At 61.3% G+C, this 24,519-nt stretch carries 27 protein-coding genes; 6 read left to right on the top strand and 21 right to left on the bottom strand.

The features are described 5' to 3' along the window. Position 1 precedes the first annotated feature (1 nt). Complete coding sequence (eda, locus tag KKO72_RS02830; protein ID WP_078363912.1) at positions 2-643, bottom strand: bifunctional 4-hydroxy-2-oxoglutarate aldolase/2-dehydro-3-deoxy-phosphogluconate aldolase; 642 nt, start codon at positions 641-643, stop codon at positions 2-4. Positions 644-739: 96 nt separating this feature from the next. After that, positions 740-2,578 (bottom strand): phosphogluconate dehydratase, encoded by a 1,839-nt coding sequence (gene edd / locus KKO72_RS02825; protein WP_214935267.1) that lies wholly within the window; start codon positions 2,576-2,578, stop codon positions 740-742. 140 nt (positions 2,579-2,718) lie between these two features. Here edd and pdxH point away from each other — a divergent pair, with 140 nt between their 5' ends. Together pdxH and KKO72_RS02815 are read left to right on the top strand one after the other, a co-directional pair. Next, the gene (gene pdxH, locus KKO72_RS02820; protein WP_214935265.1) at positions 2,719-3,372 is read left to right on the top strand and encodes a pyridoxamine 5'-phosphate oxidase; all 654 of its coding nucleotides are present in this window, start codon (positions 2,719-2,721) and stop codon (positions 3,370-3,372) included. Next, positions 3,345-3,956, top strand: a complete 612-nt coding sequence (locus KKO72_RS02815) for a hypothetical protein (RefSeq protein WP_214935263.1) — start codon at positions 3,345-3,347, stop codon at positions 3,954-3,956. Before pdxH ends, KKO72_RS02815 begins: the two co-directional genes overlap by 28 nt. Positions 3,957-3,989: 33 nt before the next feature. Here KKO72_RS02815 and KKO72_RS02810 read toward each other — a convergent pair whose 3' ends face one another. The 9 genes from KKO72_RS02810 to KKO72_RS02770 all read right to left on the bottom strand — a co-directional run bounded on the left by KKO72_RS02810 (position 3,990) and on the right by KKO72_RS02770 (position 11,186). Then, positions 3,990-5,729 (bottom strand): methyl-accepting chemotaxis protein, encoded by a 1,740-nt coding sequence (locus KKO72_RS02810; RefSeq protein ID WP_214935261.1) that lies wholly within the window; start codon positions 5,727-5,729, stop codon positions 3,990-3,992. Between the two features lie 36 nt (positions 5,730-5,765). Further along, positions 5,766-6,242: a chemotaxis protein CheW gene (locus KKO72_RS02805; RefSeq protein ID WP_214935532.1), complete on the bottom strand. Its 477-nt coding sequence runs from the start codon at positions 6,240-6,242 to the stop codon at positions 5,766-5,768. Between the two features lie 321 nt (positions 6,243-6,563). Beyond that, positions 6,564-7,514 (bottom strand): AEC family transporter, encoded by a 951-nt coding sequence (locus tag KKO72_RS02800; RefSeq protein ID WP_214935259.1) that lies wholly within the window; start codon positions 7,512-7,514, stop codon positions 6,564-6,566. Between the two features lie 131 nt (positions 7,515-7,645). Further along, on the bottom strand, positions 7,646-7,789 hold the full coding sequence (locus KKO72_RS02795; protein ID WP_214935257.1) for a DUF3149 domain-containing protein: 144 nt from the start codon (positions 7,787-7,789) through the stop codon (positions 7,646-7,648). Between the two features lie 130 nt (positions 7,790-7,919). Continuing rightward, complete coding sequence (locus KKO72_RS02790; RefSeq protein WP_214935255.1) at positions 7,920-8,483, bottom strand: DUF3299 domain-containing protein; 564 nt, start codon at positions 8,481-8,483, stop codon at positions 7,920-7,922. Positions 8,484-8,488: 5 nt separating this feature from the next. After that, complete coding sequence (locus KKO72_RS02785; protein ID WP_214935253.1) at positions 8,489-8,737, bottom strand: hypothetical protein; 249 nt, start codon at positions 8,735-8,737, stop codon at positions 8,489-8,491. Positions 8,738-8,786: 49 nt separating this feature from the next. After that, positions 8,787-9,989: an FtsX-like permease family protein gene (locus KKO72_RS02780; RefSeq protein WP_214935251.1), complete on the bottom strand. Its 1,203-nt coding sequence runs from the start codon at positions 9,987-9,989 to the stop codon at positions 8,787-8,789. Between the two features lie 16 nt (positions 9,990-10,005). Further along, complete coding sequence (locus tag KKO72_RS02775; protein ID WP_214935249.1) at positions 10,006-10,668, bottom strand: ABC transporter ATP-binding protein; 663 nt, start codon at positions 10,666-10,668, stop codon at positions 10,006-10,008. After that, the gene (locus KKO72_RS02770; RefSeq protein WP_214935247.1) at positions 10,665-11,186 is read right to left on the bottom strand and encodes a Fur family transcriptional regulator; all 522 of its coding nucleotides are present in this window, start codon (positions 11,184-11,186) and stop codon (positions 10,665-10,667) included. The genes KKO72_RS02775 and KKO72_RS02770 overlap by 4 nt, the downstream gene beginning before the upstream one ends. 117 nt (positions 11,187-11,303) lie before the next feature. Here KKO72_RS02770 and KKO72_RS02765 point away from each other — a divergent pair, with 117 nt between their 5' ends. From KKO72_RS02765 to KKO72_RS02750, 4 genes are read left to right on the top strand one after another with little or no spacing between them, the layout of a single operon-like run. Beyond that, complete coding sequence (locus tag KKO72_RS02765) at positions 11,304-11,549, top strand: hypothetical protein (RefSeq protein ID WP_214935245.1); 246 nt, start codon at positions 11,304-11,306, stop codon at positions 11,547-11,549. Further along, positions 11,543-12,298, top strand: a complete 756-nt coding sequence (aztA, locus tag KKO72_RS02760; protein ID WP_214935243.1) for a zinc ABC transporter ATP-binding protein AztA — start codon at positions 11,543-11,545, stop codon at positions 12,296-12,298. Before KKO72_RS02765 ends, aztA begins: the two co-directional genes overlap by 7 nt. Next, positions 12,295-13,176, top strand: coding sequence for a metal ABC transporter permease (locus KKO72_RS02755; RefSeq protein WP_214935241.1), 882 nt, complete (start codon positions 12,295-12,297; stop codon positions 13,174-13,176). Before aztA ends, KKO72_RS02755 begins: the two co-directional genes overlap by 4 nt. Before the next feature lie 32 nt (positions 13,177-13,208). Next, positions 13,209-14,129, top strand: a complete 921-nt coding sequence (locus tag KKO72_RS02750; RefSeq protein WP_214935239.1) for a metal ABC transporter substrate-binding protein — start codon at positions 13,209-13,211, stop codon at positions 14,127-14,129. 87 nt (positions 14,130-14,216) lie between these two features. Here the strand turns inward: KKO72_RS02750 and crtA are convergent, their stop codons facing one another. From crtA to KKO72_RS02700, 10 genes are all read right to left on the bottom strand, one after another. Further along, positions 14,217-14,978, bottom strand: a complete 762-nt coding sequence (gene crtA / locus KKO72_RS02745) for a spheroidene monooxygenase (protein ID WP_251140414.1) — start codon at positions 14,976-14,978, stop codon at positions 14,217-14,219. Positions 14,979-15,153: 175 nt separating this feature from the next. Next, positions 15,154-16,020: an HDOD domain-containing protein gene (locus KKO72_RS02740; RefSeq protein WP_214935237.1), complete on the bottom strand. Its 867-nt coding sequence runs from the start codon at positions 16,018-16,020 to the stop codon at positions 15,154-15,156. Positions 16,021-16,153: 133 nt separating this feature from the next. Next, on the bottom strand, positions 16,154-17,014 hold the full coding sequence (locus tag KKO72_RS02735) for an HDOD domain-containing protein (RefSeq protein ID WP_214935235.1): 861 nt from the start codon (positions 17,012-17,014) through the stop codon (positions 16,154-16,156). Between the two features lie 97 nt (positions 17,015-17,111). After that, positions 17,112-17,654 carry a peptide-methionine (S)-S-oxide reductase MsrA gene (gene msrA / locus KKO72_RS02730; protein WP_214935233.1) on the bottom strand — a complete coding sequence of 181 codons (543 nt, stop codon included), beginning with the start codon at positions 17,652-17,654 and terminating at the stop codon, positions 17,112-17,114. 88 nt (positions 17,655-17,742) lie between these two features. Continuing rightward, a complete protein-coding gene (ntrC, locus tag KKO72_RS02725) occupies positions 17,743-19,311 on the bottom strand; it encodes a nitrogen regulation protein NR(I) (protein ID WP_214935230.1) in 1,569 nt (522 codons plus the stop codon). A 74-nt stretch (positions 19,312-19,385) separates the two neighbouring features. Then, entirely contained in the window at positions 19,386-20,456 is a 1,071-nt protein-coding gene (glnL, locus tag KKO72_RS02720) for a nitrogen regulation protein NR(II) (RefSeq protein WP_251140413.1), read from the bottom strand. A gap of 45 nt (positions 20,457-20,501) precedes the next feature. After that, complete coding sequence (locus KKO72_RS02715; protein WP_214935226.1) at positions 20,502-20,999, bottom strand: hypothetical protein; 498 nt, start codon at positions 20,997-20,999, stop codon at positions 20,502-20,504. Between the two features lie 159 nt (positions 21,000-21,158). After that, positions 21,159-22,574 (bottom strand): type I glutamate--ammonia ligase, encoded by a 1,416-nt coding sequence (glnA, locus tag KKO72_RS02710; RefSeq protein ID WP_214935225.1) that lies wholly within the window; start codon positions 22,572-22,574, stop codon positions 21,159-21,161. 227 nt (positions 22,575-22,801) lie between these two features. After that, the gene (locus tag KKO72_RS02705) at positions 22,802-23,641 is read right to left on the bottom strand and encodes a molybdopterin-binding protein (protein ID WP_214935223.1); all 840 of its coding nucleotides are present in this window, start codon (positions 23,639-23,641) and stop codon (positions 22,802-22,804) included. Continuing rightward, the gene (locus KKO72_RS02700) at positions 23,607-24,512 is read right to left on the bottom strand and encodes an EI24 domain-containing protein (protein WP_214935221.1); all 906 of its coding nucleotides are present in this window, start codon (positions 24,510-24,512) and stop codon (positions 23,607-23,609) included. The genes KKO72_RS02705 and KKO72_RS02700 overlap by 35 nt, the downstream gene beginning before the upstream one ends. Positions 24,513-24,519: the final 7 nt, after the last annotated feature.

Raw genomic sequence — 24,519 nt, 5'->3', positions numbered from 1 at the left:
GCTATTGGTGCAAGGCCTTGGTTTCCAGCGCCAAACGGGTGACACGACCCCAGTCACCCGACTCGGCCACCTGGGCTGGCACCAGCCAGGAGCCGCCCACACACACCACATTGGGCAGAGCCAGGAAATCGGGCGCGTTTTGCAGCGTGATGCCGCCAGTGGGGCAGAACTTCACGTCAAAAAACGGCCCCCCCCAGGCCTTGAGCATGCCCACACCACCGGCTTGCACTGCGGGGAAAAACTTGAGCTCGGTGAAGCCGTCTTCACTCGCACGCATGATTTCACTGCCGGTGGCCACACCGGGCAACAGCGCCAGTTTGGCATCGCGACAGGCCTGACCTACCGCGCTGGTGTAACCCGGGCTGACCGCAAAACGGGCCCCGGCATTGGCTGCGGCCTGGGCATCAGACGCGCTGCGCACCGTGCCAGCACCCACCATGGCCTCGGGTACCTCACGCGCAATCGCTTCGATGCAAGCCAGCGCCTGCGGCGTGCGCAAGGTCACCTCCAGCATACGGATGCCACCGGCCAGAAAAGCACGTGCCAGCGGCACCGCGTGTGCCACATCGTTCAACACAATGACCGGGATCACCGGTGCGTCTTGCATGACCTGCAGGGCGGTCAAAGAGGTGTTTGCGTTCATGAAAACTTTCTAAAAAAGGGAAGAAAAGCACGCCAGGCGAGCACGCCCGGCGGGATCAGGATGACAGTTGGGGGTGGGTAAAGACCGTGCTTGGTATCACAACCAGCTGCAGGCGCCCTCTTCGGCGCTGCTGGCGTTGCGTCGCATGCTGGCAAACAGCGCGCGCCCCATGCCAACGCCATTGGCAGCGCGCAGGGCATCCGGCATGTGAGCGACCTCGCGCGCCGCCCATTCCGCATCTGGCACCATCACCTGCAGCGTGCCCGCCGGGGCGTCAAGCCGGATCACATCACCGTCGCGCACCCGCGCCAGCGGGCCACCTGCCACCGCTTCGGGCGAGACGTGAATGGCCGCAGGCACCTTGCCCGAGGCACCACTCATGCGTCCGTCAGTCACCAGCGCCACGCGGAAACCCTTGCCCTGCAACACTGCCAGCGGCGGAGTGAGTTTGTGCAACTCGGGCATGCCGTTGGCCTTGGGACCCTGCCAGCGCACCACACACACCACATCCTGGTTGAGTTCGTTGGCGGCAAAGGCTTTTTGCAGGGCGTCTTGCGAGTCAAACACGCGGCAGGGCGCCTCGATCACATGACGGTCATCGGGAACAGCCGAGATCTTGATCACGCTGCGGCCCAGGTTGCCGAGCAACAGTTTCAGGCCACCGCTGGCGCTGAACGGCTCACTGGCCGGGCGCACCACAGACTCATCTTTGCTAGCGCCAATCTCTTGCCAGATCAGGGCTGGAGACGTTTTTTCCTCAGAAACCGGCGCCGGTGCTGCGGGCACGCGGGTGTACTCGCGCAGCCCACCGGAGCGCACGGTCAACACGTCGGCATGCATGAAACCACCGTCGAGCAGCTCGCGGATCACAAAACCGGGACCACCTGCCGCCTGGAACTGGTTCACATCAGCACTGCCATTGGGGTAAACACGCGTCAGCAGCGGCACCACGTCCGACAGGGCCGAGAAGTCGTCCCAGTCGATCACGATGCCTGCCGCACGCGCCACCGCCACCCAGTGGATCAGGTGGTTGGTCGAGCCACCGGTGGCCAACAAGGCCACCATGGCGTTGACGATACAGCGCTCGTCCACGACCAGGCCAATCGGCGGGCATTTGTAGTCCGCACTGCCCAGCACGGTGCGCAGGGCTTCGCGTGTGAGTTCGTCACGGATGCTGGCGCCCGGGTTGATGAAGGCGGTGCCCGGCACATGCAGGCCCATGGCTTCGAGCAGCATCTGGTTGCTGTTGGCGGTGCCGTAGAAGGTGCAGGTGCCCTCACCATGGTAGGCGGCCGACTCGGCGGCCAGCAATTCGGGGCGGCCCACCAGGCCTTGCGCGGCTTTTTCACGCACCTTGGATTTGTCGTTGTTGGACAGGCCGGTGGTCATTGGCCCAGCAGGCACAAACACGGTCGGCAAATGTCCAAACTGCAGCGCGCCAATCAGCAGGCCCGGCACGATCTTGTCACACACACCCAGCATCAGCGCACCGGCAAACACATCGTGGCTCAGCGCCACCGCAGTGCCCATGGCGATCACGTCGCGCGAAAACAGGCTCAGTTCCATGCCGGGTTGGCCCTGGGTAACACCGTCGCACATCGCGGGCACGCCCCCAGCGACCTGGGCGGTGGCGCCATGCAGCCTGGCCTCGGCCTTGATCAGATCCGGGTAATGGCCCAGCGGCGCATGGGCCGACAACATGTCGTTGTAAGCGGTGACGATGCCGATGTTGGGCGCTTTCTCGGTCACCACACGCAACTTGTCGTTGCCCGGCAAGGCCGCAAACGCATGTGCCACATTGGCGCAACCCATGCGCTGTGCACCCGGCGGGCGTTGCGCGTCGGCCTGTACCTGCGCCAGATAGGCGCTGCGTGTGGGTTGGCTGCGCTGGATGATGCGCTGGGTGACGGCGTCAACGGTGGTATTGAGTTTCATGATGGTTGAAATTTTTAGTAACTAAATTACATACTCAATGGTAACCCAGTCTGGTCTCTGGCGGTGTTTCACCAGGTACTTGGCGGTTACGAGCGCCTCTTAGGCGCCCTCGCCCCAGACTGCTTCTTTATACTGCCGACATGACCACATTAGCCGACCTGCGCAAAAGTTACGAACGTGCCGAACTCAACGAAGACGCCTCCCACGCCGACCCGCTGAAACAGTTTGAGCAGTGGCTGCAAGAAGCCATCCACGCCGAGGTGCCCGAACCCAATGCGATGACGCTGGCCACCGTGAGCAGCGATCTGCGCCCGAGCACCCGCGTGGTGTTGATCAAGGGTTATGACGAACGCGGCATTGTCTGGTACACCAATTACGACTCTCGCAAAGGCCAGGAACTGGCGGGCAACCCGTATGCTGCGCTGCAGTTCCACTGGGTCGAGCTCGAACGTGTGGTGCGCATCGAAGGCATCGTGGAAAAAGTCAGTGAAACCGAGAGTGACACCTACTTCAACAGCCGCCCGCTCGACAGCCGCATTGGCGCCTGGGCCAGCCCGCAAAGCCAGGTGATCAGCGGGCGCGGTGTGTTGGTGGCCAACGCCGCCAGGTATGGCGCCCAGTTTCTGCTGCAACCACCCCGCCCACCCCACTGGGGCGGTTACCGCCTGAAACCCGAGCGCTGGGAGTTCTGGCAAGGGCGCAAGAGCCGCCTGCACGACAGGCTTCGTTATGGCCTGCAGCCCTTATCTGAAAAGGGCTCACAACTATGGATTCGAGAGCGCCTGGCACCCTGAGTGTCGGTTTAACCAGAGCGTGGGGGGGCCTGCTGTGCGCCTTGCTGCTGTCGCTGCTGCTGCATGCGCTGCTGCTCTGGCCGACCCACCGGATCTGGCAGCTGCCCTCCTGGCTGCGCGGCCAGCCGGACCAGCGGGTGATCCTGAGGTTGGTGAGCCCCGCCCAAAGCGAGCCACAGACAGCTCACAAGCTGTCCCTGCAGGCGCCTGCACTGGCACCGCCTGCGCCTCACACCGCTGAACCAGAGGAACGGGCCCTCACCCCGCAGCAGCAGCCAAGCCCTGAACTTCCGTCAGACAGCGAGAACGGCTATTTGCCCTCGGAGTTTCTCTCCCGCGTTGCGCTGCCCGCCAGCGAGATCGAGCTGGAAGACATTGCGTCACCCGAGGTGCCTGGCCGCCTGCAACTGTTGCTGTGGATCAATCAGGCCGGTGAGGTGACCCAGGTGGACGTGGAACTGACCGAAGCGCCTGACTGGTTTACCCAAGAGGTGACACAGCGGTTCAAGCAGGCCGTGTTTGAACCGGGGCTCAGAGCTGGCCGAGCCGTGGCCAGCCTGATGCGCATCGAGGTGCTGTTCTGAGGGCCAGAGCGCCTGTGCCAGGGCTGCCGCCGCTCAGAAGCTCTCCCACTCGTCATTGCCAGCCTTGCCGCCACGGTCATGGGGCAGGCTGGCTGTTTGGGGGGCGGGCTTGGTCGCCCGCTTGGCGCTCACCTTGGTGGCGGCTGCCACCGGTTTGGGGGTGTCGTGATGGGTGGCGGTACTGCTACGTGCTGCGGGGGCCAAAAAGCCACCCGCCCCTGCCCCGAGCTTGAACACCGCCACCGTTCCCACCAGGTCTTGTGCCTGGCTCTTGAGGCTGCTCGCCGCTGCGGCCATCTCTTCCACCAAGGCCGCGTTTTGCTGGGTGACCTGATCCATCTGTGTCACCGCATCTCCCACCTGGCTCACACCCTGGCTTTGTTCATTGCTGGCGGCACTGATTTCACCCATGATGTCGGTCACGCGTTTGATCGAGTTGACCACCTCGGTCATGGTGGTGCCCGCTTGATCCACCAGGGCAGTGCCTTGTTCAACCCGCTCGACGCTGTTGTTGATCAGGGTCTTGATCTCTTTGGCGGCGTCAGCACTGCGGCCTGCCAGGCTACGCACCTCGCTGGCGACGACTGCAAAACCACGGCCTTGTTCCCCTGCACGCGCGGCTTCGACGGCGGCGTTCAAAGCGAGGATGTTTGTCTGGAAGGCAATGCCATCGATCACGCTGATGATGTCGCTGATCTTGCGTGACGCTTCGTTGATGCCTTTCATGGTGTCAACCACCTGGGCCACCACCTCACCGCCTTGTGCAGCGACGCTGCTGGCGTTTTGGGCCAGTTGGTTAGCCTGGCGTGCGTTGTCTGCGTTTTGTTTGACGGTGGAGGACAGTTCTTCCATGGAGGCAGCGGTTTCCTCCAGAGCACTGGCTTGCGACTCGGTACGGCTGGAGAGGTCGTGGTTGCCCTGGGCGATTTCGGAGCTGGCGGTGGCCACCGACTCTGAGCCCTGGCGCACACGTTGAACCACCCCGACCAGGCTGGCTTGCATTTTGGAGAGGGCTTGTAACAGGTGAGAGATTTCGTCTTTGCCGTCCTGCGGCAGGGTCTGGCTCAGGTCGCCTTCGCCAAAACGCTCCGCAGCGCTACTGGCCAAGCCGATGCCTTTGGCAATACCGCGTGAGATGCTCCAGCTGGCAAAGACCGCGATGCCAACACACAACGCCAGCAACACACCACCCAGCACAAACACCTCGTTCAAGATGGCCTCAATCTCCACGCGGGAGGCCGCAACCTCGGCAAGCTGACCATCGACCAGAACCTGCAGCACCTGAATGTACTGCGTGGTCGCGGGCATCAGCTTGTCGCGCACCAGTGCCTGGGTTCCGGCTTCGTCGCCCGCTTCCTTCATGGCGTTGGACTGGTCACGCATCGCCACCCAGGATTTGCGAACCTCACCCACCGCATCAGCACGCTGCTGGGTGGTTGCGCTGCCTTTGGCTTTGGCCAGCTCCAGAAATTCTTTTTGGGTCTTAGAGGTGTTGGCGGTGGTGGCCAACAAGTCAGGCTTGAAGAGTTCAAACATGGCTGGCCCGGGCGAGTACGCGATGGCCACAGAGCGGGCAGAGTTTTGACGCACATTGGCTTGCCACCTTTCCGCCAAATCCAGCAACTGTGTTTGTGCTTCCATACGCCCGGTGGCCAGCGACACCTCCTGCATGCGCCACGCGGTGAAAACGGACAAGGCCAGAAAAGCCAGGGTGATGGCCGCAAAACCCAAGCTGAGCCGGGTGGATATTTTCAGATTGCTGAACATACTCATCGCTGTCTCCCCAAGTTGAAACTGTTGCTCCGGCGCTCAGTGCACCAGACTGGACACCAAGCCCAGATCCGCACTGGACATGAGTTTTTCGATGTCAATCAGAATCAACATGCGGTTCTCCAGCGAACCAATGGCCAACAAGTGATCACTGCCAATGGCCGAAGACAACTCGGGCACCGGGCGCAGTTGCTCCGGGCTCAGGGTGATGACATCAGAGACACCATCCACCACCATGCCCACGACCCGGCTGCCAATGTTCAGAACAATCACCACGGTGAAACTGTCGTAGTTGACGGGGTTGAGCTGAAACTTGATGCGCATGTCCACCACCGGCACGATCACACCACGCAGGTTGACCACCCCCAAAATATGTTCGGGCGCATTGGCCATGCGGGTGGGACGCTCGAACGAGCGGATTTCCTGCACCCGCAAGATGTCGATGCCGTACTCTTCCTCGCCCAGCTTAAACGCCAAAAACTCACTGATGGCCAAGTCTTGGGTGACCCGGTTCATGGCCGAGACAGGTGTTGCCCCACTTTGCACAGCGTCTGTGTTTTTCATGCTTTAACTCCATTTTTTCAACATCAAACTATAAAATTTATCAAAATTATATATTAAATGCATATTTTCATATACATGATTCACCAGATGCCATCAGACAGTTGGGGCAGAGCAAAAGGCCTAGCCGGGTGAAGTCAGTGGACAATGGGTGGGAGCCAAGGCGGCCGCATCAAAGCCTCATCACAACCAGTGTGAGGGCGGCACCACAACGCGTCAAGTCAAGACACATCGGGACAAACCCGGCAGAAACGCCGGACCCGCAGTGCCAAACCCTCAGCCGAGCCAGGCCACCAAGGCCATCACCAGCGAAATCGTCAGCAGGCCCAGCAGAGTGGACACCGCCAGGCTGGCGGTCACCAGCTCTTGCGCCACCTCGTAGCGCTGGGCAAAAAGGAACACATTAGCGCCCATGGGCAAGGCGGCGGTGACGATCATCACGTTCAATGTGGGGCCCGCCATGCCCAGCCCCAAGCCCAAAAGCGCCACCAGCAAAGGCAGGGCCAGGTTTTTCAGCAGGCTGATGCCCAGCGCCGCTTTCAGGTGGGTTCCAATCTGCACCTGTGTCAGCATCGCGCCCACCAGCACCAGCGCCACCGGGCCAAAGGCACCGCCCAGCAACTGCAGCGGCCGGTCCACCACCTCGGGCAACACCAGCCCGGTCTGCGCAAACAACAAACCCGCAATGATCGGCATCGGCACCGGGTGGATCAGTCCGCCCTTCAAGGCCAACAACACCGTCAGCGCCATGTGTTGCTGGCCGCCCTGCCCGGCCAAGCGCGCCTGGCGGGCACTGGCCATCTCCAACACCACGGTGGTGATGGTCAACATCACCAGCAAATGCACCGACACCAGGGTCAGCAGCGTGACCATGCCGGCCTGCCCGTAGGCCAGGCTGATCAGCGGGATGCCAATCATCACGGTGTTGCTGAAGGTACACGCCAGCGCCAGCACGGCGGCCCGGTGGTCGCGGCCCTTGCCCACAAAAACGCCCATGAACAGCAGCAGCACCGCAGCGAAGTACATGAGCAGTGGCCGGAAGTTGAGCTGCTCCACATGCACCGTGCTCATGGTGCGAAACAGCAAGGCCGGTGTGAGCACCGAAAACACCAGGTTGGAGAGGTCCTTGTTGGCCTCCACCCGGATCAGTCCAGCTCGAACAGCGATGAACCCGATAGCAATCAAAAAAACCACTGGCAACAAGGCCGAGACAACAGGACTGTTCACTTCAGACGACACATGGGATAACAACGACAGCGTATGAAAACACAAAAGCCACCTCGGCGCTGACCGAGGTGGCTTTTGTGAGAGGATCTACAGGATGGACGGGGCTGGCAGCCCGGGCATCCAGCAACGGTTTACTGGTGTGAAGACCGCTCGGATTCGGCGATTTTCTTGAACAAAACGGCGTACGCCCCGCCCAGGCCCACAATCACCACCGCGATGACCACCAGGCTCATCAGCCCGTAGTCAGTGGAAAAAAGATCTTGCAACGCTTTCATGGTTTGGCTCCTTGTCAATCAGCTCAATACGGCCTAAAGCCCTACTGTGCGACATGTTTTGCACGCAAAACATGACAAGGATCAAGTCCGGCCCAGATTCAAGGCAGAAACCGTGTTTGGACGGGCTGGTTCACCTGGTTTGCTGACCATCCTGCATGCGGTAATACAGACCCGTCGGATCGTCTGATAAGACGGCCAAGGTGCCCTCCACCAACACCGGCTCCAGCGAGTACTTGACCGGGGTTCGGGTCTTGACCTCGATCATGCTCTCGGGCCCGCCGGGTGTGCAGAAGGCGCAGGTCAGCGGCACCGAGGTCAGCAGGAAATGGGTTTGTTTCTGACCCGGGCTCAGCGGCATCATGAAACCCTGCACCCGCTGGGTCTTGCCGTCCAGCGCCAGCACGGCGGCGGGAAAGGTCGGCAGCACCCGTTTCTTGACCACGTTGACCTTGACATCCGACAGCAGCGACCATGGCAAAACATCGGCGCGTTCGACCAGCGGCGCAAACGGGCTGTTGGGGCTGTGCACACCCGGGCCGGTACCCGCAGGCACACCGGCCATCGGTGAACTAAGCTGAGCCAGTGTTGGCGCGGCCGTCGCCAACAGCAGGACAGTCAGCGCCACACCCCGCCAGCCCAAGCGCCCTGTGGCGCGCAACCCATCCGTCATGGACAACCCCTTGGTGAAACTCATGGATGTTAGTGGGTGTGTTTCATGCCGCAAAACTTGCCAATCGCCAGGCCCTTGCATTCCACCTGCAACTGCTTTTCACAGACCTCGTCGGACTTGCCCGACTCCAGGCATTTGGCCGCGTTTTCGTGCGCGGTGGCCATGGCCCGGTGGCGTGCGATGTCTTCTTGGGTGGTTTTGTCCAGCGGCGCCGTCGCAGCTATGCTAAATGCAGCAGATGATCCAATCAAAATAAGGGCTAGAAGGCTTTTTTTCATACAAACTCCAGACTAAGTTCAAGGGGGATGGACAACAACAGATCGGTATTCATCGGCCCTGCAGCAGTTCCAGCACACTGACGCGGTACGCCCCCAGCGCCGGCAGCAGCGCCGCCCCCAGTGAAACGACCAACGCCAAGGCTGGCACCAGCCACAGATCGGGCGGCCAGACCCAGCCGCCCACCAGCAGTGAGCTGTCGAGTTGCAGGAACCAGCCCAGCGCGGCGGTGCAGCCCTGGCCCAGCAGCAAGCCAAGTGCGCCCGCCAGCAGGCCCAGCCAGAGCGCCTCACACAGCAGCAAAGCCGCCACCCGCCGGGGCGGTGCGCCCAGCATGCGCAGCAGCGCCAAGTCGGCCCGGCGCTCACGCACCGCGCTCCATAACGCGATGAACACACTCAGCCCCGCAGTGAGCAAAAGCACCGCCGCAAACGCACGCAGCACCTCGGTGCCCAGGCCCAACATGTGCAAGAGCCGGGTGATCTCAACCGCTGGCGCGGCGGCCTGCATGTCGGTGCTGCTGTTGATATAACGCGGGAAGGTCAGCGCCGCCATCGGGGTTGTGTAGCGCACCAGCGCCAGGGTGATCTCGCGCTCGTCCTCCATCACCGCACGATCCTCGTCATCGAGCGCGGTGTAGTCCTCGTGCACCTTCCAGACCGAGGCCGTGTCGGTCAGGATCAGGCGGTCCAGCACACTGGCGCTGGGCTGCAGGATGCCCACCACGGTGTAGGTACTGTCACCATGCACATGGCCACCCGCGGCCAGACCGTGCGAGCCAACAAAGGTCTGGCCCAGCCGCAGGCCAAGCTGTCGCGCCACCGTCGAGCCCAGCACCACCTGCATCGGCGTGGTCCAGAGCTGGCCCTGCGCCAGCTGCGCGTTGTAGTGGCGGATGTAATCGGTGCTGGTGCCCACAATGCGGTAGGCGCGGAAGTTGTCACCCAGGCTGATCGGGATGATCTGCGCCACCTGCGGGTGGCTTTCAAGCTCACGAATGGCTTTGAGCGGCACATTGCCGGTCGGCACATCCACATGCAACACACCGCTCAGGATCAGCTGCATCGGGCTACCCTTGGCACCCACCACCACATCGATACCGGCCAGATCGCGGTCAAAAGCGCGCTCCAGCTGGTAGCCCACCAGCAGCAAAAAAGTGATCGACGCCAGACCCAGCGCCAGCAGCAGCACATTAAGTGCCGCACCTAGGGGCCGCGCCCACAGGTAACGCCAGGCCAACAACAAGGTCTTCACGCTGTGTATTCCATAGCTACTGACCCTTTAAGAATAAGGGCTCAAAGCCATTTTTACCATCAGGCTTGGGCGGGATCAGCTGGGCCACCCGGGCATCGTGGGTGGCAATCACCAGGGTCGCGCCTTGGGTTTGGGCGGTGGCCAGCAGCAGCGCCACCGCATCGGCGGCAGCGGCATCGTCCAGGCTCGCGGTGGGTTCATCGGCCAGGATCATTGCGGGCTGCAGCAGCACCGAACGCGCCAGCGCCACCCGCTGCGCCTGCCCACCCGAGAGCTGTGCGGGCAGGCGCGCGGACAACTCGGCCACACCCAATGACGCCAGCGCCTGCTTGATGCGTGCAGCGTTTTCCGGCACACCGGCCGCCCACTGCGCCATGGCCAGATTCTGGTACACGGTCAGCGCAGCGCTCAAATGCAATTTCTGGGGCAAAAACCCGATGGTCCGGGCGCGCCAGGCATCGGCAGCAGCAGGCTTGAGCGTGGTCAGTGACTGCCCGGCCACCTCCAGTTGGCCACCCGTGGGCGCCACCAACGCCGCCACCAGCGCCAGCCACGTCGATTTGCCACAGCCCGAGGGGCCACTGAGCAACAACACCGTGGCGGGCGCCACCGCCACATCTGGAAACGCCAGCATGGCACCGCCCGGGTAGTGGTAACTGAGCCCGGTGCTGTGGATCATGCGTCGACCTTGGCCTGCACTGCCGCCGCGCTGGCGCAGTCGGCACAGACACCACGCACCGCCAGATCCAGACTCAGGCCCTCATAACCCAAGGCCTTGAGCGCCTGCAAGGCATTTTGGGCGGCGGCTTCCAGGTCCAGCGCATTGCCTTGCAACGCACCGGCCAGCGGGCTGTCGCGGTGGCAGGTCTGGCATTCAAAGTGCGGCATGGCTTTGACACTCTCGGGCATGGCCTGGTAACGGCGCACCCGGTTGGCGTCCACCCGGCACAACAACAGGCCCACCTGGGTCAGCCGGTCGATCAGGCGGTACAGCGTGACACGGTCCAGCGTCACACCCTTGTCGGGCTCGGCGCCCTGCAAGGCCGACAACAACTGCGCATGGGTGTAACTGGTATCGGCGTGCGCCAGAAACCAGCCCAAGACCAGGCGCGCCGCCACCGTGCGTCGCAAGCCGTGGGCCGAGAGCAGCGCGTCGATGGGGTCCGTGTGCGCCGGGTGTGCAGAAGAAACCGTCATGGTGTGGGCCTCAAATCAAGATTATTGCCATTGAGTTGCATTAACTCAAAAATGCAAGTCAATTGCGATACACTATACCGCAACCCAGTTGCACTAGCGAAACAGCCGCTCTGTTTGATGCCCTCTTCTCACCCCCCCCACAGCCCAGCCACCCAGCCCGCGCCAGGTCAACACCACGACCATGGCGCGGGTCATACCCACACCCATCCGGCAGCGCAGGGCAACCTACGCGAGTCAAACCCAGGCCTGCGCGGCAGTGTGCTGGGCTGGCCCGCCTGGCAGCGGCTGCTGCTTGTGTTGCCGGTGTTGCTGCTGCTCTGGCTGGCCGTGCTCTGGGCCAGCGCCGAGGTGCAGCCATGGTGACGGTCGAGAACCTGACGGTGAGTTACCGCCAGCACCCAGCCCTGCACCACATCAGCGGCCGTTTTGTCGACGGGTCGCTGACCGCGGTGATTGGCCCCAATGGCTCGGGCAAAAGCACCCTGCTCAAAAGCATCATGGGCCTGCTGCGCCCGGCGGGTGGGCGGGTGCAGGTGAACACCCCACGCGCACGCATTGCCTACATGCCCCAGCTCACCGAGATTGACCGCACGTTTCCGATGTCGGTGCAGGACTGTGTGCAGCTGGGCTGCTGGTCTGCCAGCGGCGCCTGGGGCCGGGTCACACCCGCGCTGCGGCAACGCGTGGCCAATGCCATCACCGAGGTCGGCTTGACCGGTTTTGAGCAGCGCAGCGTGGGCTCGCTCTCAAGCGGGCAATTGCAACGGGTGCTGTTTGCCCGGCTGATGGTGCAGGCCGCTGATCTGATCTTGCTTGACGAACCCTTCAACGCCATGGACAGCCGCACCACCGAGGCGCTGTTGACCCTGGTCCACCGCTGGCACACCGAGGGCCGCACCGTGGTGGCGGTGTTACACGACGACGAGCAGGTACGTGCCCACTTTGACCAAACGCTGCTGCTGGCGCGTGAGCTGGTGGCCTGGGGCGACACGCGCACGGTGCTGACCGGGCCCAACCTGCAACGCGCCCGCGCCCTGGCCGAGGCCTGGGACGACCATGCCGACATCTGCCACACCGACGAGTTGCCCTCACCGAAGCGGGAGCTCGTATGACGATCGCGCCCTGGTTGTGGGACAGCCTGATTGGCCCGTTTGCCGAATTTGCCTTCATGCGACGCGCGCTGGTGGCCACGCTGGCGCTATCACTCAGCGCCGCGCCGCTGGGTGTGTTTTTGACGCTGCGGCGCATGAGCCTGCTCGGTGATGCGCTGAGCCATGCGGTGCTGCCCGGTGTGGCGGTGGGTTTTTTGCTGTTTGGCCTGTCCCTCCCAGCCATGGCACTCGGTGGCGTGGTGGCGGGACTGCTGGTGGCCGGCATTGCCGGGCTGGTCAGCCGCGCCACCAACCTCAAAGAAGACGCCAGTCTGGCTGCACTGTACTTGGTGGCGCTGGCCATTGGTGTGGCGCTGATCTCGCGCCAAGGCAGCCAGCTGGACCTGTTGCATATTCTGTTTGGCAGCGCACTTGGTGTCGACGCACCCGGGCTGCTGCTGGTGGCCGGTGTCGCCAGCCTGAGCCTGCTGCTGCTGGCCGCCGGTTACCGTGGCCTGGTGCTGGAGACCTTTGACCCGGTGTACCTGAGCGCCGCTGGCGGCCGGGGCTGGGTCTGGCAACAGGGCTTTCTGATGCTGGTGGTGCTCAACTTGGTGGCTGGCTTTCAGACCCTGGGTACGCTGATGGCGGTCGGCCTGATGATGCTGCCCGCCGTCTCGGCGCGGCTCTGGCATGAACACCTGAGCGCCCAGCTGGTCAACGCCAGCCTGCAGGCCATGCTGGCCAGCCTGGCCGGGCTGCTGCTGTCTTACCACCTGGACACCCCCAGTGGCCCCACCATCATTGGCTGTGCCGGGGTGTTGTATGCCTTGTCATTGCTGTTGTCGCCGGGTGGCTGGCTACCCAAATTGCTCAAGCGCCCGCACCGGGTGGCTTGAGTCCTGTCTTTACATCCTGAAAGGAATATCCCATGAAACGACTGACCTTGAAATGGTTGGCCTGCGCCGCCCTGAGTGCCCCTTTGCTGCTGCAGAGCAGCCACGCCGCCGAACCGATCCCGGTGGTGGCCAGCTTCAGCATCCTGGCCGACCTGGTGCAGGTGGTGGGCGGTGAACGCGTCAAGGTGCAGGCGCTGGTCGGGCCAGATGCCGATGCGCATGAGTTCACACCCTCTCCAGCCGACGCCAAGGCGATTCTGGGTGCACGCCTGTTCGTCATCAACGGCCTGAACTTTGAACCCTGGGCGCAAAAATTGGCCAAGTCAGCCGCTTACGCTGGCCCGACCCTGGTGGCCAGCCAGGGTGTCAAACCACGCAGCATGCCCGCCGAAGAAGCGCATGGGCATGACCATGGCCACTCGGCCACCGACCCGCACGCCTGGCAAGACCCGACCAATGTCAAGCTGTATGTGAAAAACATTGCCAAATCGCTCTCAAGCCTCGATCCACAGGGGGCTGAAGGCTACCAGAAAAATAGCGATGCCTATATCAAGGAGCTTGATACGCTGGATAGCTTTGCCAAAGAGCAGCTGGCCAGCTTGAGCCCGCGTCAACGCCAGGTGATCACCTCACACGACGCTTTTGGTTACTTTGGCGCGCGTTACCAGATCCGCTTCCTGGCGCCCCAAGGCATCTCAACCGAGGGTGAGCCCAGTGCCAAAGAGGTGGCCAAGCTGATCCGCCAGATCAAGCAGGACAAGATCCGCGCGGTGTTTGTGGAAAATATGAGCAACCCCAAGCTGTTGGCGCAAATTGCCAAGGACACCGGCGTGACCCTGGGCTCTAAGCTGTATGTGGACGCCCTCTCCAGCCCCAGTGAGCCAGCCAGCACTTACCTGAAGCTGATGCAGCACAACGTCACCCAGTTGGTGGCGGGCATGAAGCAGAACTGAGATCAGAGCCTAAGCCGTCTGTTTATTCATTATTTATAGCTACCAGCCCTTATGGAATAAGTGATACAGGCCAAAAAGGCTTGTGATTCAGGCTACTTCGGCTTCAGCAAGCGCAGTCGGCTGATGGGCGGGCGAGGTCTTGGTCAGAGCGGCCAGCGGGTCTTGGCCTTTCCAGCTGCCCTCACTGCCAAGCAAGCGGAAGCGGGCAAAAAAATACTCCACCAGCCATTTCTCGGCATAGGCCGACTGAATGGCTTTACCGTGGTAGGTGTTGCCGCGCGCAAAAGCCGCCATCGACTGGCCATCGGGCCAGATCGAAAAGGTCATCTGGTAGAACAGCGGCGTCTCGCCCATGCCGATCTTGAACACCACGTTCGGGTCGGCGCCAATCATCTGCGATATGTTGGGCGCGCGGCTCCAGAAACGGGTGGCGGCACCGAGTTTGACCTGCGCCCGGGTCAGCGCCACCAGCGGGCCGTCCGGCGTGGCGTTGGAGTCATAGTTGTCGGCGGTGAAGGGGACCTTGCCACCCCACAAACCTTTGGCAGATATCGGGTTGAGGTAGACCGTCCAGTGCTCGTCTGACTTGGCGCGCCATTGTTTGAACAGTGCCTGGTTGGCGATCTGTTGGCGGGCCGTGGCTTCATCTGGCCAGACGGTGAAGATGCCCCAGACCGCGGTGTTGGGTTGGGGCGTGAAACCCTCGCCCGTGCCAGAGCCCAGCAGCTTGTAGAACTGCAGGTCGGGCATGTTGTTGAGCGGCGCGCGCGCCCAGGCCATTTGGCCGACCACCCATAGCCGCTGCAGCGCGGATTCGAAGTGAAAGATGCTCAGGCAGACGGTGGTCATGGCAAGCTCCCGGTGACAGCTTCAAACCCCATCTGACGGGTTGTGTGGTGGGCTAGAACAAGGGCTGGCAGATGGTGTCTGCTTGGGGGCAGTCCAGCCCTTGGATTCTAGGCCGGACGAGTTTTGATACAGGTCAATTCAACCGCACCAGCCGGTGCGTGGGCACGGCAGCGGCTCACTCAAACAGAGCCTCCAGACCACCACTCAGTTCGGCCAAGGGGGGCATCACCCCCCGGGCATCCCGGTGGCCGGCTTCGGCCAGCGCGGGTGTCCAGTTCGGCTCCAAGTTCAGATGCAGCCGCCTGGCCACCGCCAACGGGTAACAGTCCAGTTGGGCCTTGTAACCCAGGGCCAGCACCTCGACACTGGCGCGCCAGGCCCCCAGATGCACCCAGGCAGCCGCTTCTGAAAAATTGGGGGCGGCCAGGGGCTGGGCCACGTGGCGCAGTGCATCCACCAGCGAGAGCGGGAAATGCCAGACATGCGCCAACTCAGCCGACACGTCACCATAGTGGAAGCCAAACGCATCGAGCTCCAGTTGCGCTCGCCGGGTATCAAGCACACTCATTTGTTTGTTCAGCGCCACCAGTTCTGCCGGCATCACCACATGCATGTGCAGCTGACCAATGGCATGCATCACCCCCAGCGTGAAAACCCGGTCGGCATCCACATCGGCCTGGCTCGCCAACCAGCGCGAGGCACAGGCGGTGTATAGGTTGTAGCGCCAGAACTGCTTCAGGTCCAGCCCCGACGTGGCCTTGAAGGCTGCGGCCACCGTGCTGCCAATCACCAGGTTGCGCACCATCACCAGACCCAGTGTCTGCAGTGCCGCCTCGACCGTCTCGATGCTGCGCGGTACCTTGAAATAGGGCGAGTTGGCCAACCGCAGCACTCTGGCACTCAAGGCCGGGTCCAGCGCCAGCTGCTCGGCAATCTGGCTGACCGACACCTCGTCATCGTTGAAACTGGCAATGAGTTTCTGGCCCACTTTGGAAATGGTGGGCATTTTGTCGGGCTGGTCAATCAGGTGCTTGAGTTTCATGAGCTCGCTTTCGCCACTGAAGGTGTACATGGATCAGCGTGGTGCGATCTGCACCACACACACGGTCTGGCCAAGGGCACACTGGCTTGGCCTGCAGGCACAGGACCCTCAGGTCCGGGGCCGGGGATCGGGTTCAATCAAACAAGGCGTCCAGGCCCTGGGTCAGTTCGGCCAGGGAAGGCATCAGCTGCAGCGCTTCGGGGTGTGATTGCGCTGCCAGCGCGGGGGTCCAGTTGGGTTGCAGGTACAGCCGTTCACCCACATCAAACGGGTAGTTGGCAACCTGCTCCGCGTCGCTCCAGCCCAGCACCTCGGCGCGGGCACGCCACGCCCCCATATGCACCAGAGCCGCCGCCTCCAGAAATTCAGGCGCCGCCAGCGGGTCCACGATGTGGCGCAGTGCGTCCACCAAAGGCAGCGGCAAATTCCACGACAAAGCCAGTTCGGCCGACACATCACCGTAATGGAATCCCAGCGTGCGCACCTCCAGCTGCGGGCGACCCGGGTGCAACACACTCATTTGCTGGTCCAGCGGGGCCATGGTCTGTGGCACGATGGCATGCAGTTGTAACTGACCAATGGCATGTAACAAGGCCAGCGTGAACACCCGATCGGCGTTGAAGCCGGTACGTTCTGCCAGCCAACGTGCGGCACAGGCGGTTTCCAGGTTGTAGCGCCAGAACTGTGGCAAATCCAGACCGGGCGTGGCCTTGTAGGCCGCCGCCACGGTGCTGCCCAGCACCAGATTGCGCACCATCACCAGGCCCAGCATCTGCAGCGCCCCATCAACCGTGCCGATGGTGTGCGAGACCTGGAAATAGGCCGAGTTAGCCAGCTTGAGCAATTTGGCGCTCAAGGCCGGATCGGCGGCAAGCTGGTTGCTGATCTCGGTCACCGACACCTGCTCAGCACCAAAACTGGCCAAAAGCTGCTGGCCCAACTTCGGGATGGTAGGCAGCTTGCTGGGGATGTCGATCAGGCTTTTGAGGTCCATGGAGTCACTTTCTCAAAGAGACGTGTGGGGCACGGCTATTTTCTCCCATCCTCCACGCCGATGGTGCGCAATTTGACCTCTGCAGACCCCCCTGACGTCAATCCAGCGCCAGACGGGCAAAGGTTTTCCTGAACTTGGCCACCTTGGGTGCCGCCACCGCCAGGCAGTAGCCCTGGTGTGGATTGCGCGCAAAAAAGTCCTGGTGGTAGTCCTCGGCAGCACTGTAGTTGTGCAAGGGCAGCACCTCGGTCACGATGGGGCGCGTGTAAATACCGCTGGCCACCAGCTCCTGGATGATGTCCTGCGCCACCTGCTGCTGGCTGGCGTCCACATAGTAGATGCCGCTGCGGTACTGGCTGCCATGGTCGTTGCCCTGGGCGTTGAGTGTGGTCGGGTCATGGATGACAAAGAAAATTTCCAGTATCTCGCGCAGACTGATCTGGCCTGGGTCAAACACCAGCTTAACCACCTCGGCATGCCCGGTGCGGCCAGTACAGACTTGTTCGTAAGTGGGTTGTGCCACATCGCCATTGCTGTAACCCGACTCCACCGACTGAATGCCCTTGACCTTGGCATAAACCGCATCCAGGCACCAAAAACAGCCTCCGCCCAGGGTGATGGTGTGATGTGCTGCTGGCATGGGTGTCTCCTTGGGTGGTCTGTGAGGCTTTGGATTGTCTACAGACTGGCAATACCCTTGCGTCACACCGCCATTGCCCCACCCGCCCCTATTCCAGACCCAGCTCCTGGATTTTGCGGGTGATGGTGTTGCGCCCGATACCCAGGCGTTGCGCCGCCTCGATGCGCCGCCCCCGTGTGCTGGCCAAGGCCGCCAGAATCAGGCGCGACTCAAAACGGCGGGTCAGTTCGTCCCACACATCACAGCGGTCGGTCGCCAGCAACGCGTGGGCATCGGCGTCCAGACCCAGCTCCCAGCTGGAGGGCTCCGCCAATGCTGCGGCCGCCACCTCGCTCACGCGTAACTCGGCATCATCCAGATGGGCAAGTGCCGCAGCCTGGCCAGCAGCATGCGCTGGCACGGGTTTGGCCACCGCTTCCGCCAATCCGGCGGGAAAGGACTGGACCGCCTCTGGTGCACGGCTGGCGGGCACAGCCTGGGGCCGAGCAGCGCTGGGCGCCACATCCACCTCGGGTGGCAAGTCCTTGGGTTCGATCAACTGGGCCGGTGCCATGACGGTGAGCCAGTGGCAGATGTTCTCTAACTGGCGCACATTGCCAGGAAAAGAAAAATCGCTGAGCCAGGCCAGCGCGGCCTCGGAAATCCGCTTGGGCTCCACACCCAGCTGGGCAGCGCTTTGCTGCAGGAAATGCCGCGTCAGCGCGGGGATGTCCTCGCGCCGCTCGCGCAGCGCGGGCAGGCGCAGGCGGATGACGTTGAGTCGGTGGAACAAATCTTCGCGGAACACACCTTCCTTGACCCGTTGCTCCAGATTCTGGTGGGTCGCGGCAATCACCCGCACATTGGTCTTGACCGCACCATGGCCACCGACGCGGTAAAAATGGCCGTCCGAGAGCACCCGCAGCAAACGGGTCTGCAGGTCAAACGGCATGTCACCAATTTCGTCGAGAAACAAGGTGCCACCATCAGCCTGCTCAAACCGACCACGACGCATGGTTTGGGCACCGGTGAAGGCACCGCGTTCGTGGCCAAACAACTCCGACTCCAGCAGGTCTTTCGGAATTGCAGCAGTATTGATAGCAACAAACGGCCCACTAGCGCGGGGTGAGTGCTTGTGGAGTGCTCTGGCGACGAGTTCTTTGCCGGAACCCGACTCACCGGTGACCATGACCGTGACATTGCTCTGGCTCAGGCGCCCAATGGCCCGGAACACATCCTGCATGGCGGGTGCCTGGCCGAGCATTTCTGGGGCTTCGGTGATACGTTCTTCAGCCACTTCCTCGCGCTGACTCTCTTCGACCGCACGGCGGATCAGCTCCACCGCCTTGGGCAGGTCAAACGGCTTGGGCAGATACTCAAACGCGCCGCCCTGAAACGCCGATACCGCGCTGTCCAGGTCGGAATACGCCGTCATGATGATGACCGGCAGGCCGGGCAGCTTGGCCTTGATTTTTTCCAGCAAGTCCAGCCCGGAGCCGCCAGGCATACGGATGTCACTGACCAACACCTGCGGCCCGCGGTCGCTGTCGTCGTCCAGGGCACTCAGGACATCACGGGCATTGGTAAAGCTGCGGGTGGGCAGGTTGTCACGCAAGAGCGCTTTTTCAAGCACGAAGCGGATCGACTGGTCATCGTCAACAATCCAGATGGGCTTCATAGTGTGTGGTCACCTCGTTAAGTACCCACGCTCTGGCCGGGTACAGCCCACCTTGCGGCGTGCCATTCTGCGGGTCAGGGCAGAGGAATCAGTATCTTGAAATCAGTCAATCCGGGAGAGCTGTCACACTCGATCAAACCCTGGTGTTGCTGGACAAAGGTTTGCGCCAATGTCAGCCCTAGCCCGGAACCTCCCTCACGTCCGGACACCAACGGATAAAAAATACGGTCTTTGATCGAGTCTGGCACCCCAGGCCCGTTGTCCATCACATGCAATTCCAATGCCAACCGGTAGCGTTGTTTGCCAAAGGTGGTCTGGCGCGCCACCCGGGTGCGAAAAGTCATGCGGGCATCACCCAGCGCGATGCGCTCTGAGAGGGCCTGGCAGGCATTGTGGGCAATGTTCAGCAAGGCCTGGATCAGCTGCTCGCGGTCACCGCGCAGCTCGGGAATCGAGGTGTCATAGTCTTGAACCACCTGCAAGCCCTTGGGAAACTCAGCCAGGATCAGCGAGCGGACCCGCTCACACACCTCATGGATGTTGACATCCCCCACCACATGCGCCTTGCGGTGCGGCGCCAGCAGCCGGTCCACCAACGACTGCAGGCGGTCTGCCTCATGGATGATGACCTGGGTGTATTCGTTGAGGTCAGGCGAGGCCAACTCCATCTCCAGCAACTGGGCCGCACCACGAATCCCGCCCAGCGGGTTTTTGATCTCGTGCGCCAAATTGCGGATCAACTCCTTGTTGGCCAAAGCCTGCTCAGCCAGACGCTCCTCGCGGTCTTGCCGGGCCTGCTGCTCCAGCGGCAGGAGCTCGGCGATGATTTCTGGCCCTTCGGTGAGGGTCACGATCACATGCACCGGCAACGCGTCACGGCTGACTCGCAGCAAGGCGGCGTCGTAACGCAAGGCCGAAAAGTCGTTGCCACCCACTCCCGTCAAAATGGTGCGCAAATGCTCCGGCTGGGTGAAGCAATCAGGGAAATGGGCGCCCACAATGATGCGGCGTGACATACCCAGCGCGTCCTCCATGGCCGCGTTGACAAACAGCACGGTGCCATCGCTGCGCACCACCGCCACCAGGGTGGCGAGCAAATCAAAGGCCTTGTAGCGCTCGGCGTTGACCGAGGATGTAGGGATCATGGCAGACCCTGAGAGAGGATGGCAGGTCATCGGGCAGGCGCAGACTTACTGCGATGGAGTGCTGCTGGCGGGAGGCAATCGGTCAATCTCACGGCGCAGACCGGCAATGTCACTCTCGTTACGTGCCAGATTGGCTTTGAGTTCGGCCACACGGTCCAGGTATTTCTGGTGGTTGCGGGCCTCGCCACCCTGTTTTTCGGGTTCGCCGTTGTTGTACTCTTTCTTCAGCTCTTCCTGGCGGGCCAGGGCTTTCTTGAGTTCATCTTGCAGGATGAGTCGGCTGTCGGAGTCACGCGCTTTTTGCTCTGAAGACACCATCTTGGGGGTGTTGCTGCCCGCTGAGGTCGAGGGTTTGGTCTTGGGTGCTGGTGTGCCCTGCACCACGGTGACGTTGCCACCTTCAACCAATTTGCAACCTTTGGCACGTGCATCCGGCTTGGTGTTGGTGTATTCGTTGCCACAGCGGTAAATCTCAGCCTGTGCCTGGCTAGGCAAGGCTGCTGCACCCGCCGCCAAGGCCACCAGCATCCACAGTTGTTTCATAAGGCTTTTACTCTCTCCATCGTGACCAGGTATGGTGGACTGCCTGAACCCGGCAACCCACCCCATCAGCATAGTTTCCCACAATAAAAAAGGACGGCAACTGCCGTCCTTTTTGCGAGCCCAAGTTGTCATGGCTGACCCACCTGGCCAAGTTGCTGATTACAGCGAGTAATACATCTCGAACTCGATCGGGTGGGTCGCCATACGCAAACGCGTGACTTCACCCATCTTGAGTTCAATGTAAGCGTCGAGCATGCTGTCGGTGAACACACCACCCTTGGTCAGGAAGCTGCGGTCTGCATCGAGGCATTCCAGCGCCTGATCCAGGCTGTGGCACACGGTCGGGATCAGTGCGTTTTCTTCGGGCGGCAGGTGGTACAGATCCTTGGTGGCAGCTTCGCCAGGATGGATCTTGTTTTCCACACCGTCCAGACCCGCCATCATCAAGGCCGAGAAACCCAGGTACGGGTTCATCAGCGGATCGGGGAAGCGGGCTTCGATACGGCGGCCTTTCGGATTCGCGACAAACGGAATACGGATCGATGCAGAACGGTTTTTGGCGGAGTAAGCCAATTTCACCGGCGCCTCAAAACCAGGAACCAGCCGCTTGTAGCTGTTGGTACCGGGGTTGGTGATGGCGTTCAGTGCGCGGGCGTGTTTGATGATGCCGCCGATGTAGTACAGGGCGAAGTCACTCAAACCGGCATAACCGTCACCGGCAAACAGGTTTTTGCCGTCTTTCCAGATCGACTGGTGCACATGCATACCGGAGCCGTTGTCACCAACGATGGGCTTGGGCATGAAGGTGGCGGTTTTGCCGTAGGCATTGGCCACGTTTTGCACCACGTATTTCAGGACTTGGGTCCAGTCAGCGCGCTCAACCAGGGTGCTGAACTTGGTGCCGATTTCGTTTTGACCGGCGCCTGCCACTTCGTGGTGGAACACTTCGACCGGAATGCCCAGCGATTCAAGAATGAGCACCATCTCGGCGCGCATGTCTTGGGTGCTGTCAATCGGAGGAACAGGGAAGTAACCACCCTTGACGGTGGGACGGTGACCACGGTTGCCACCTTCGAGCTTGGCGCCCGAATTCCAGGGGGCTTCGTATTCCTCAATCTTGAAGAAGGTGCCCGACATGTCGGTGTTCCAACGGACATTGTCAAAAATGAAGAATTCTGGTTCTGGACCAAAGAAGGCGGTGTCACCAATGCCAGAGGCCTTCAGGTAGGCTTCTGCGCGGCGTGCGATGGAACGCGGGTCGCGGTCGTAGGCCTTGCCGTCACCGGGTTCAACCACATCGCAGCTCAGGAACAGCGTGGTTTCTTCGAAAAACGGGTCGATGTTGGCGGTGTTCGGGTCGGGCATGAGTTGCATGTCCGAAGCTTCAATACCCTTCCAGCCAGCGATGGAAGAACCGTCAAAGGCATGGCCGGAGCTGAACTTGTCTTCATCAAAATGCGAAACGGGCACAGTCACGTGCTGTTCTTGGCCACGGGTATCGGTGAAACGGAAGTCAACAAACTTGACTTCGTTGTCTTTCACCATCTTCATGACATCTGCGACGGTCTTGGCCATCAAATACTCCTGGTTGCTGTTAAGAAAAGGTTTATGAAACTGAATGCAGGTTTTATGCCAGCATCAGGGTGTGTGAAACAAGCCCGCACGCACGACATTTTGCACTGACTTCGCAACACCAGACGGACCGAATAGGCCACGGAGACGCGCACCATTTGCGATGAAGGTAAGGAAGAAACATTAATTTGCACCAAATTAGTGCAAATTAATGCACTAAAACGAAATGTTTACGATTGCACCAATTCGGGGCCAAGCTTGACCTGGAAGGTTTGCAGACCCGCCAACAGAGCAACGTAGGCCGGGTTGACCAGGCCGGGCGCACCTTTGACACCCAACTCAATATGGCGTCCCCAGTCCGGGTGATCCACACTGGGTAGGCTGAACACCTTGATACCAGGATAACTTTGCTCCAGCTGCTGCATCAGCGGCGTCAAGGTTGCCTCCATGGCACCAAAAACAATCACCGAGCGCTCCAGCCACGCCTGGTTCTGAAACCACTGGGTGTAACAGCTGTCCAACACCCACTCGATCATCGGCCAGGCCATCACCGGAAAACCCGGCACAAAATGCACCCGTCCGACGCTGAAGCCAGGGATCTGGTTGTACGGATTGGGGATGATGCTGGCGCCTTGCGGAAACACCCCCATGTTGAGCCGATGCACGTTGTCTGGGGCTTGGGCGTCGTAGACCTTGCCCTGCTCTCGCGCCTGATTCTGCATACGTTGCTCAATCAGATCCTTGGCCTGGGGATGCAAGGCCAGGGGTAGCCCCAGCGCCGCTGCGGCGCATTGCCGGGTATGGTCGTCGGGTGTGGCACCAATGCCACCGGTCGAGAACACCACGTCGCCGGACTCAAAAGCGCGCCGCAACACCGCCGTGATGCGATCCGGGTCATCTCCCACATATTCGGCACAGTCCAGCTGCAGGCCACGCGCCTTGAGCAGTTCAATCACCTTGGGCAGATGTTTGTCGGCTCGTTTGCCAGACAGAATTTCATCCCCGATCACAATCAGGCGAAAACCGGGGCGATGTTCAGGCTGTGCTTGGGGGCTTGGTGTTGGCGTCATGGGTCAATGGTAACGCCTCGGGCTCGGCCAAAGTTGCTTCAACCAGGTGTTCATCCACTGACGGCAGGTCCAGTTCGCGCTGTTGCCGCAGGTTGTGCAAGGCCTGTAAACAGTAGTGCGCAAACCACAAGGACGACAGCGCAAAGACCCAGGTGTAGAGCCAGATGCCAATCGGCACCAACACCACAAATGCTGCCGCAAACAACACCCCAGAGGCCCAGATCACACTGGGCGCGGCCCCCAGATAACCACAAAACACGCCAATACCCAGCAAACTCAGCCGGTGCTTGCGAAACAGCTCACGTCGCTCCTCACCGCTGGCATGGCTGGCCAGTGCGTCAAACGCCATCACCCGGTAGGTGAGCCAACCCCAGATCAGCGGTGGCAACACCAGAATCAGCGGCGGGATAAACCACAGGGGAATCGACACCACCAAAGCCACCAAGGCGAGCAAGGTCGACAACAGGGCCCAGCCCAAGCCCAGGATGAAATAACCACCTTCTTTGCGCGCCAACTGCGGAAAGCGTTGCTTGGCCACAAAATGGGTCAGCGCAGGGGTCATCAAAAGAGCGACCGACAGCAGCGACAACACCACCACCACCGGCATGATGCTCACAATCACGATCAAGGGTGCCAGCACCGAGGTGATGCCACCCAGGCCGAGTGCCTGCATCCAGCCGGACACCACACCCACAATGCTGGACGCCTCCAGCGTGGCACGCACCCAGAGCAGGCTGGTCTCCCAGTACAGGTTGCCCAGGGTCACCGACAACACCGCCATCAACACCAGGGGCGCCGCTGACAACAACATCACGCGTGGACGAAAACAATCCAGCAACGCCCGCCAAAACGAGTCAAACAGCAAATTCATGGTGTGA

This window comes from Rhodoferax sp. U11-2br (assembly GCF_018619435.1).
Lineage (GTDB): Bacteria > Pseudomonadota > Gammaproteobacteria > Burkholderiales > Burkholderiaceae_C > Rhodoferax.
This window is presented reverse-complemented; position numbering and strand designations above follow the sequence as displayed.

Coding starts and splice junctions, on each gene's coding strand:
- KKO72_RS02765 (WP_214935245.1), top strand. CDS start 11,304: ATGCCCTCTTCTCACCCCCCCCACAGCCCAGCCACCCAGCCCGCGCCA.
- KKO72_RS02795 (WP_214935257.1), bottom strand. CDS start 7,789: ATGAAAGCGTTGCAAGATCTTTTTTCCACTGACTACGGGCTGATGAGC.
- KKO72_RS02735 (WP_214935235.1), bottom strand. CDS start 17,014: ATGGACCTCAAAAGCCTGATCGACATCCCCAGCAAGCTGCCTACCATC.
- KKO72_RS02805 (WP_214935532.1), bottom strand. CDS start 6,242: ATGAACCGGGTCACCCAAGACTTGGCCATCAGTGAGTTTTTGGCGTTT.
- eda (WP_078363912.1), bottom strand. CDS start 643: ATGAACGCAAACACCTCTTTGACCGCCCTGCAGGTCATGCAAGACGCA.
- KKO72_RS02740 (WP_214935237.1), bottom strand. CDS start 16,020: ATGAAACTCAAGCACCTGATTGACCAGCCCGACAAAATGCCCACCATT.
- edd (WP_214935267.1), bottom strand. CDS start 2,578: ATGAAACTCAATACCACCGTTGACGCCGTCACCCAGCGCATCATCCAG.
- KKO72_RS02715 (WP_214935226.1), bottom strand. CDS start 20,999: ATGAAACAACTGTGGATGCTGGTGGCCTTGGCGGCGGGTGCAGCAGCC.
- KKO72_RS02810 (WP_214935261.1), bottom strand. CDS start 5,729: ATGAGTATGTTCAGCAATCTGAAAATATCCACCCGGCTCAGCTTGGGT.
- pdxH (WP_214935265.1), top strand. CDS start 2,719: ATGACCACATTAGCCGACCTGCGCAAAAGTTACGAACGTGCCGAACTC.
- glnL (WP_251140413.1), bottom strand. CDS start 20,456: ATGATCCCTACATCCTCGGTCAACGCCGAGCGCTACAAGGCCTTTGAT.
- KKO72_RS02755 (WP_214935241.1), top strand. CDS start 12,295: ATGACGATCGCGCCCTGGTTGTGGGACAGCCTGATTGGCCCGTTTGCC.
- KKO72_RS02815 (WP_214935263.1), top strand. CDS start 3,345: ATGGATTCGAGAGCGCCTGGCACCCTGAGTGTCGGTTTAACCAGAGCG.
- KKO72_RS02770 (WP_214935247.1), bottom strand. CDS start 11,186: ATGACGGTTTCTTCTGCACACCCGGCGCACACGGACCCCATCGACGCG.
- KKO72_RS02775 (WP_214935249.1), bottom strand. CDS start 10,668: ATGATCCACAGCACCGGGCTCAGTTACCACTACCCGGGCGGTGCCATG.
- aztA (WP_214935243.1), top strand. CDS start 11,543: ATGGTGACGGTCGAGAACCTGACGGTGAGTTACCGCCAGCACCCAGCC.
- msrA (WP_214935233.1), bottom strand. CDS start 17,654: ATGCCAGCAGCACATCACACCATCACCCTGGGCGGAGGCTGTTTTTGG.
- KKO72_RS02700 (WP_214935221.1), bottom strand. CDS start 24,512: ATGAATTTGCTGTTTGACTCGTTTTGGCGGGCGTTGCTGGATTGTTTT.
- KKO72_RS02750 (WP_214935239.1), top strand. CDS start 13,209: ATGAAACGACTGACCTTGAAATGGTTGGCCTGCGCCGCCCTGAGTGCC.
- ntrC (WP_214935230.1), bottom strand. CDS start 19,311: ATGAAGCCCATCTGGATTGTTGACGATGACCAGTCGATCCGCTTCGTG.
- crtA (WP_251140414.1), bottom strand. CDS start 14,978: ATGACCACCGTCTGCCTGAGCATCTTTCACTTCGAATCCGCGCTGCAG.
- KKO72_RS02705 (WP_214935223.1), bottom strand. CDS start 23,641: ATGACGCCAACACCAAGCCCCCAAGCACAGCCTGAACATCGCCCCGGT.
- glnA (WP_214935225.1), bottom strand. CDS start 22,574: ATGGCCAAGACCGTCGCAGATGTCATGAAGATGGTGAAAGACAACGAA.
- KKO72_RS02790 (WP_214935255.1), bottom strand. CDS start 8,483: ATGAGTTTCACCAAGGGGTTGTCCATGACGGATGGGTTGCGCGCCACA.
- KKO72_RS02785 (WP_214935253.1), bottom strand. CDS start 8,737: ATGAAAAAAAGCCTTCTAGCCCTTATTTTGATTGGATCATCTGCTGCA.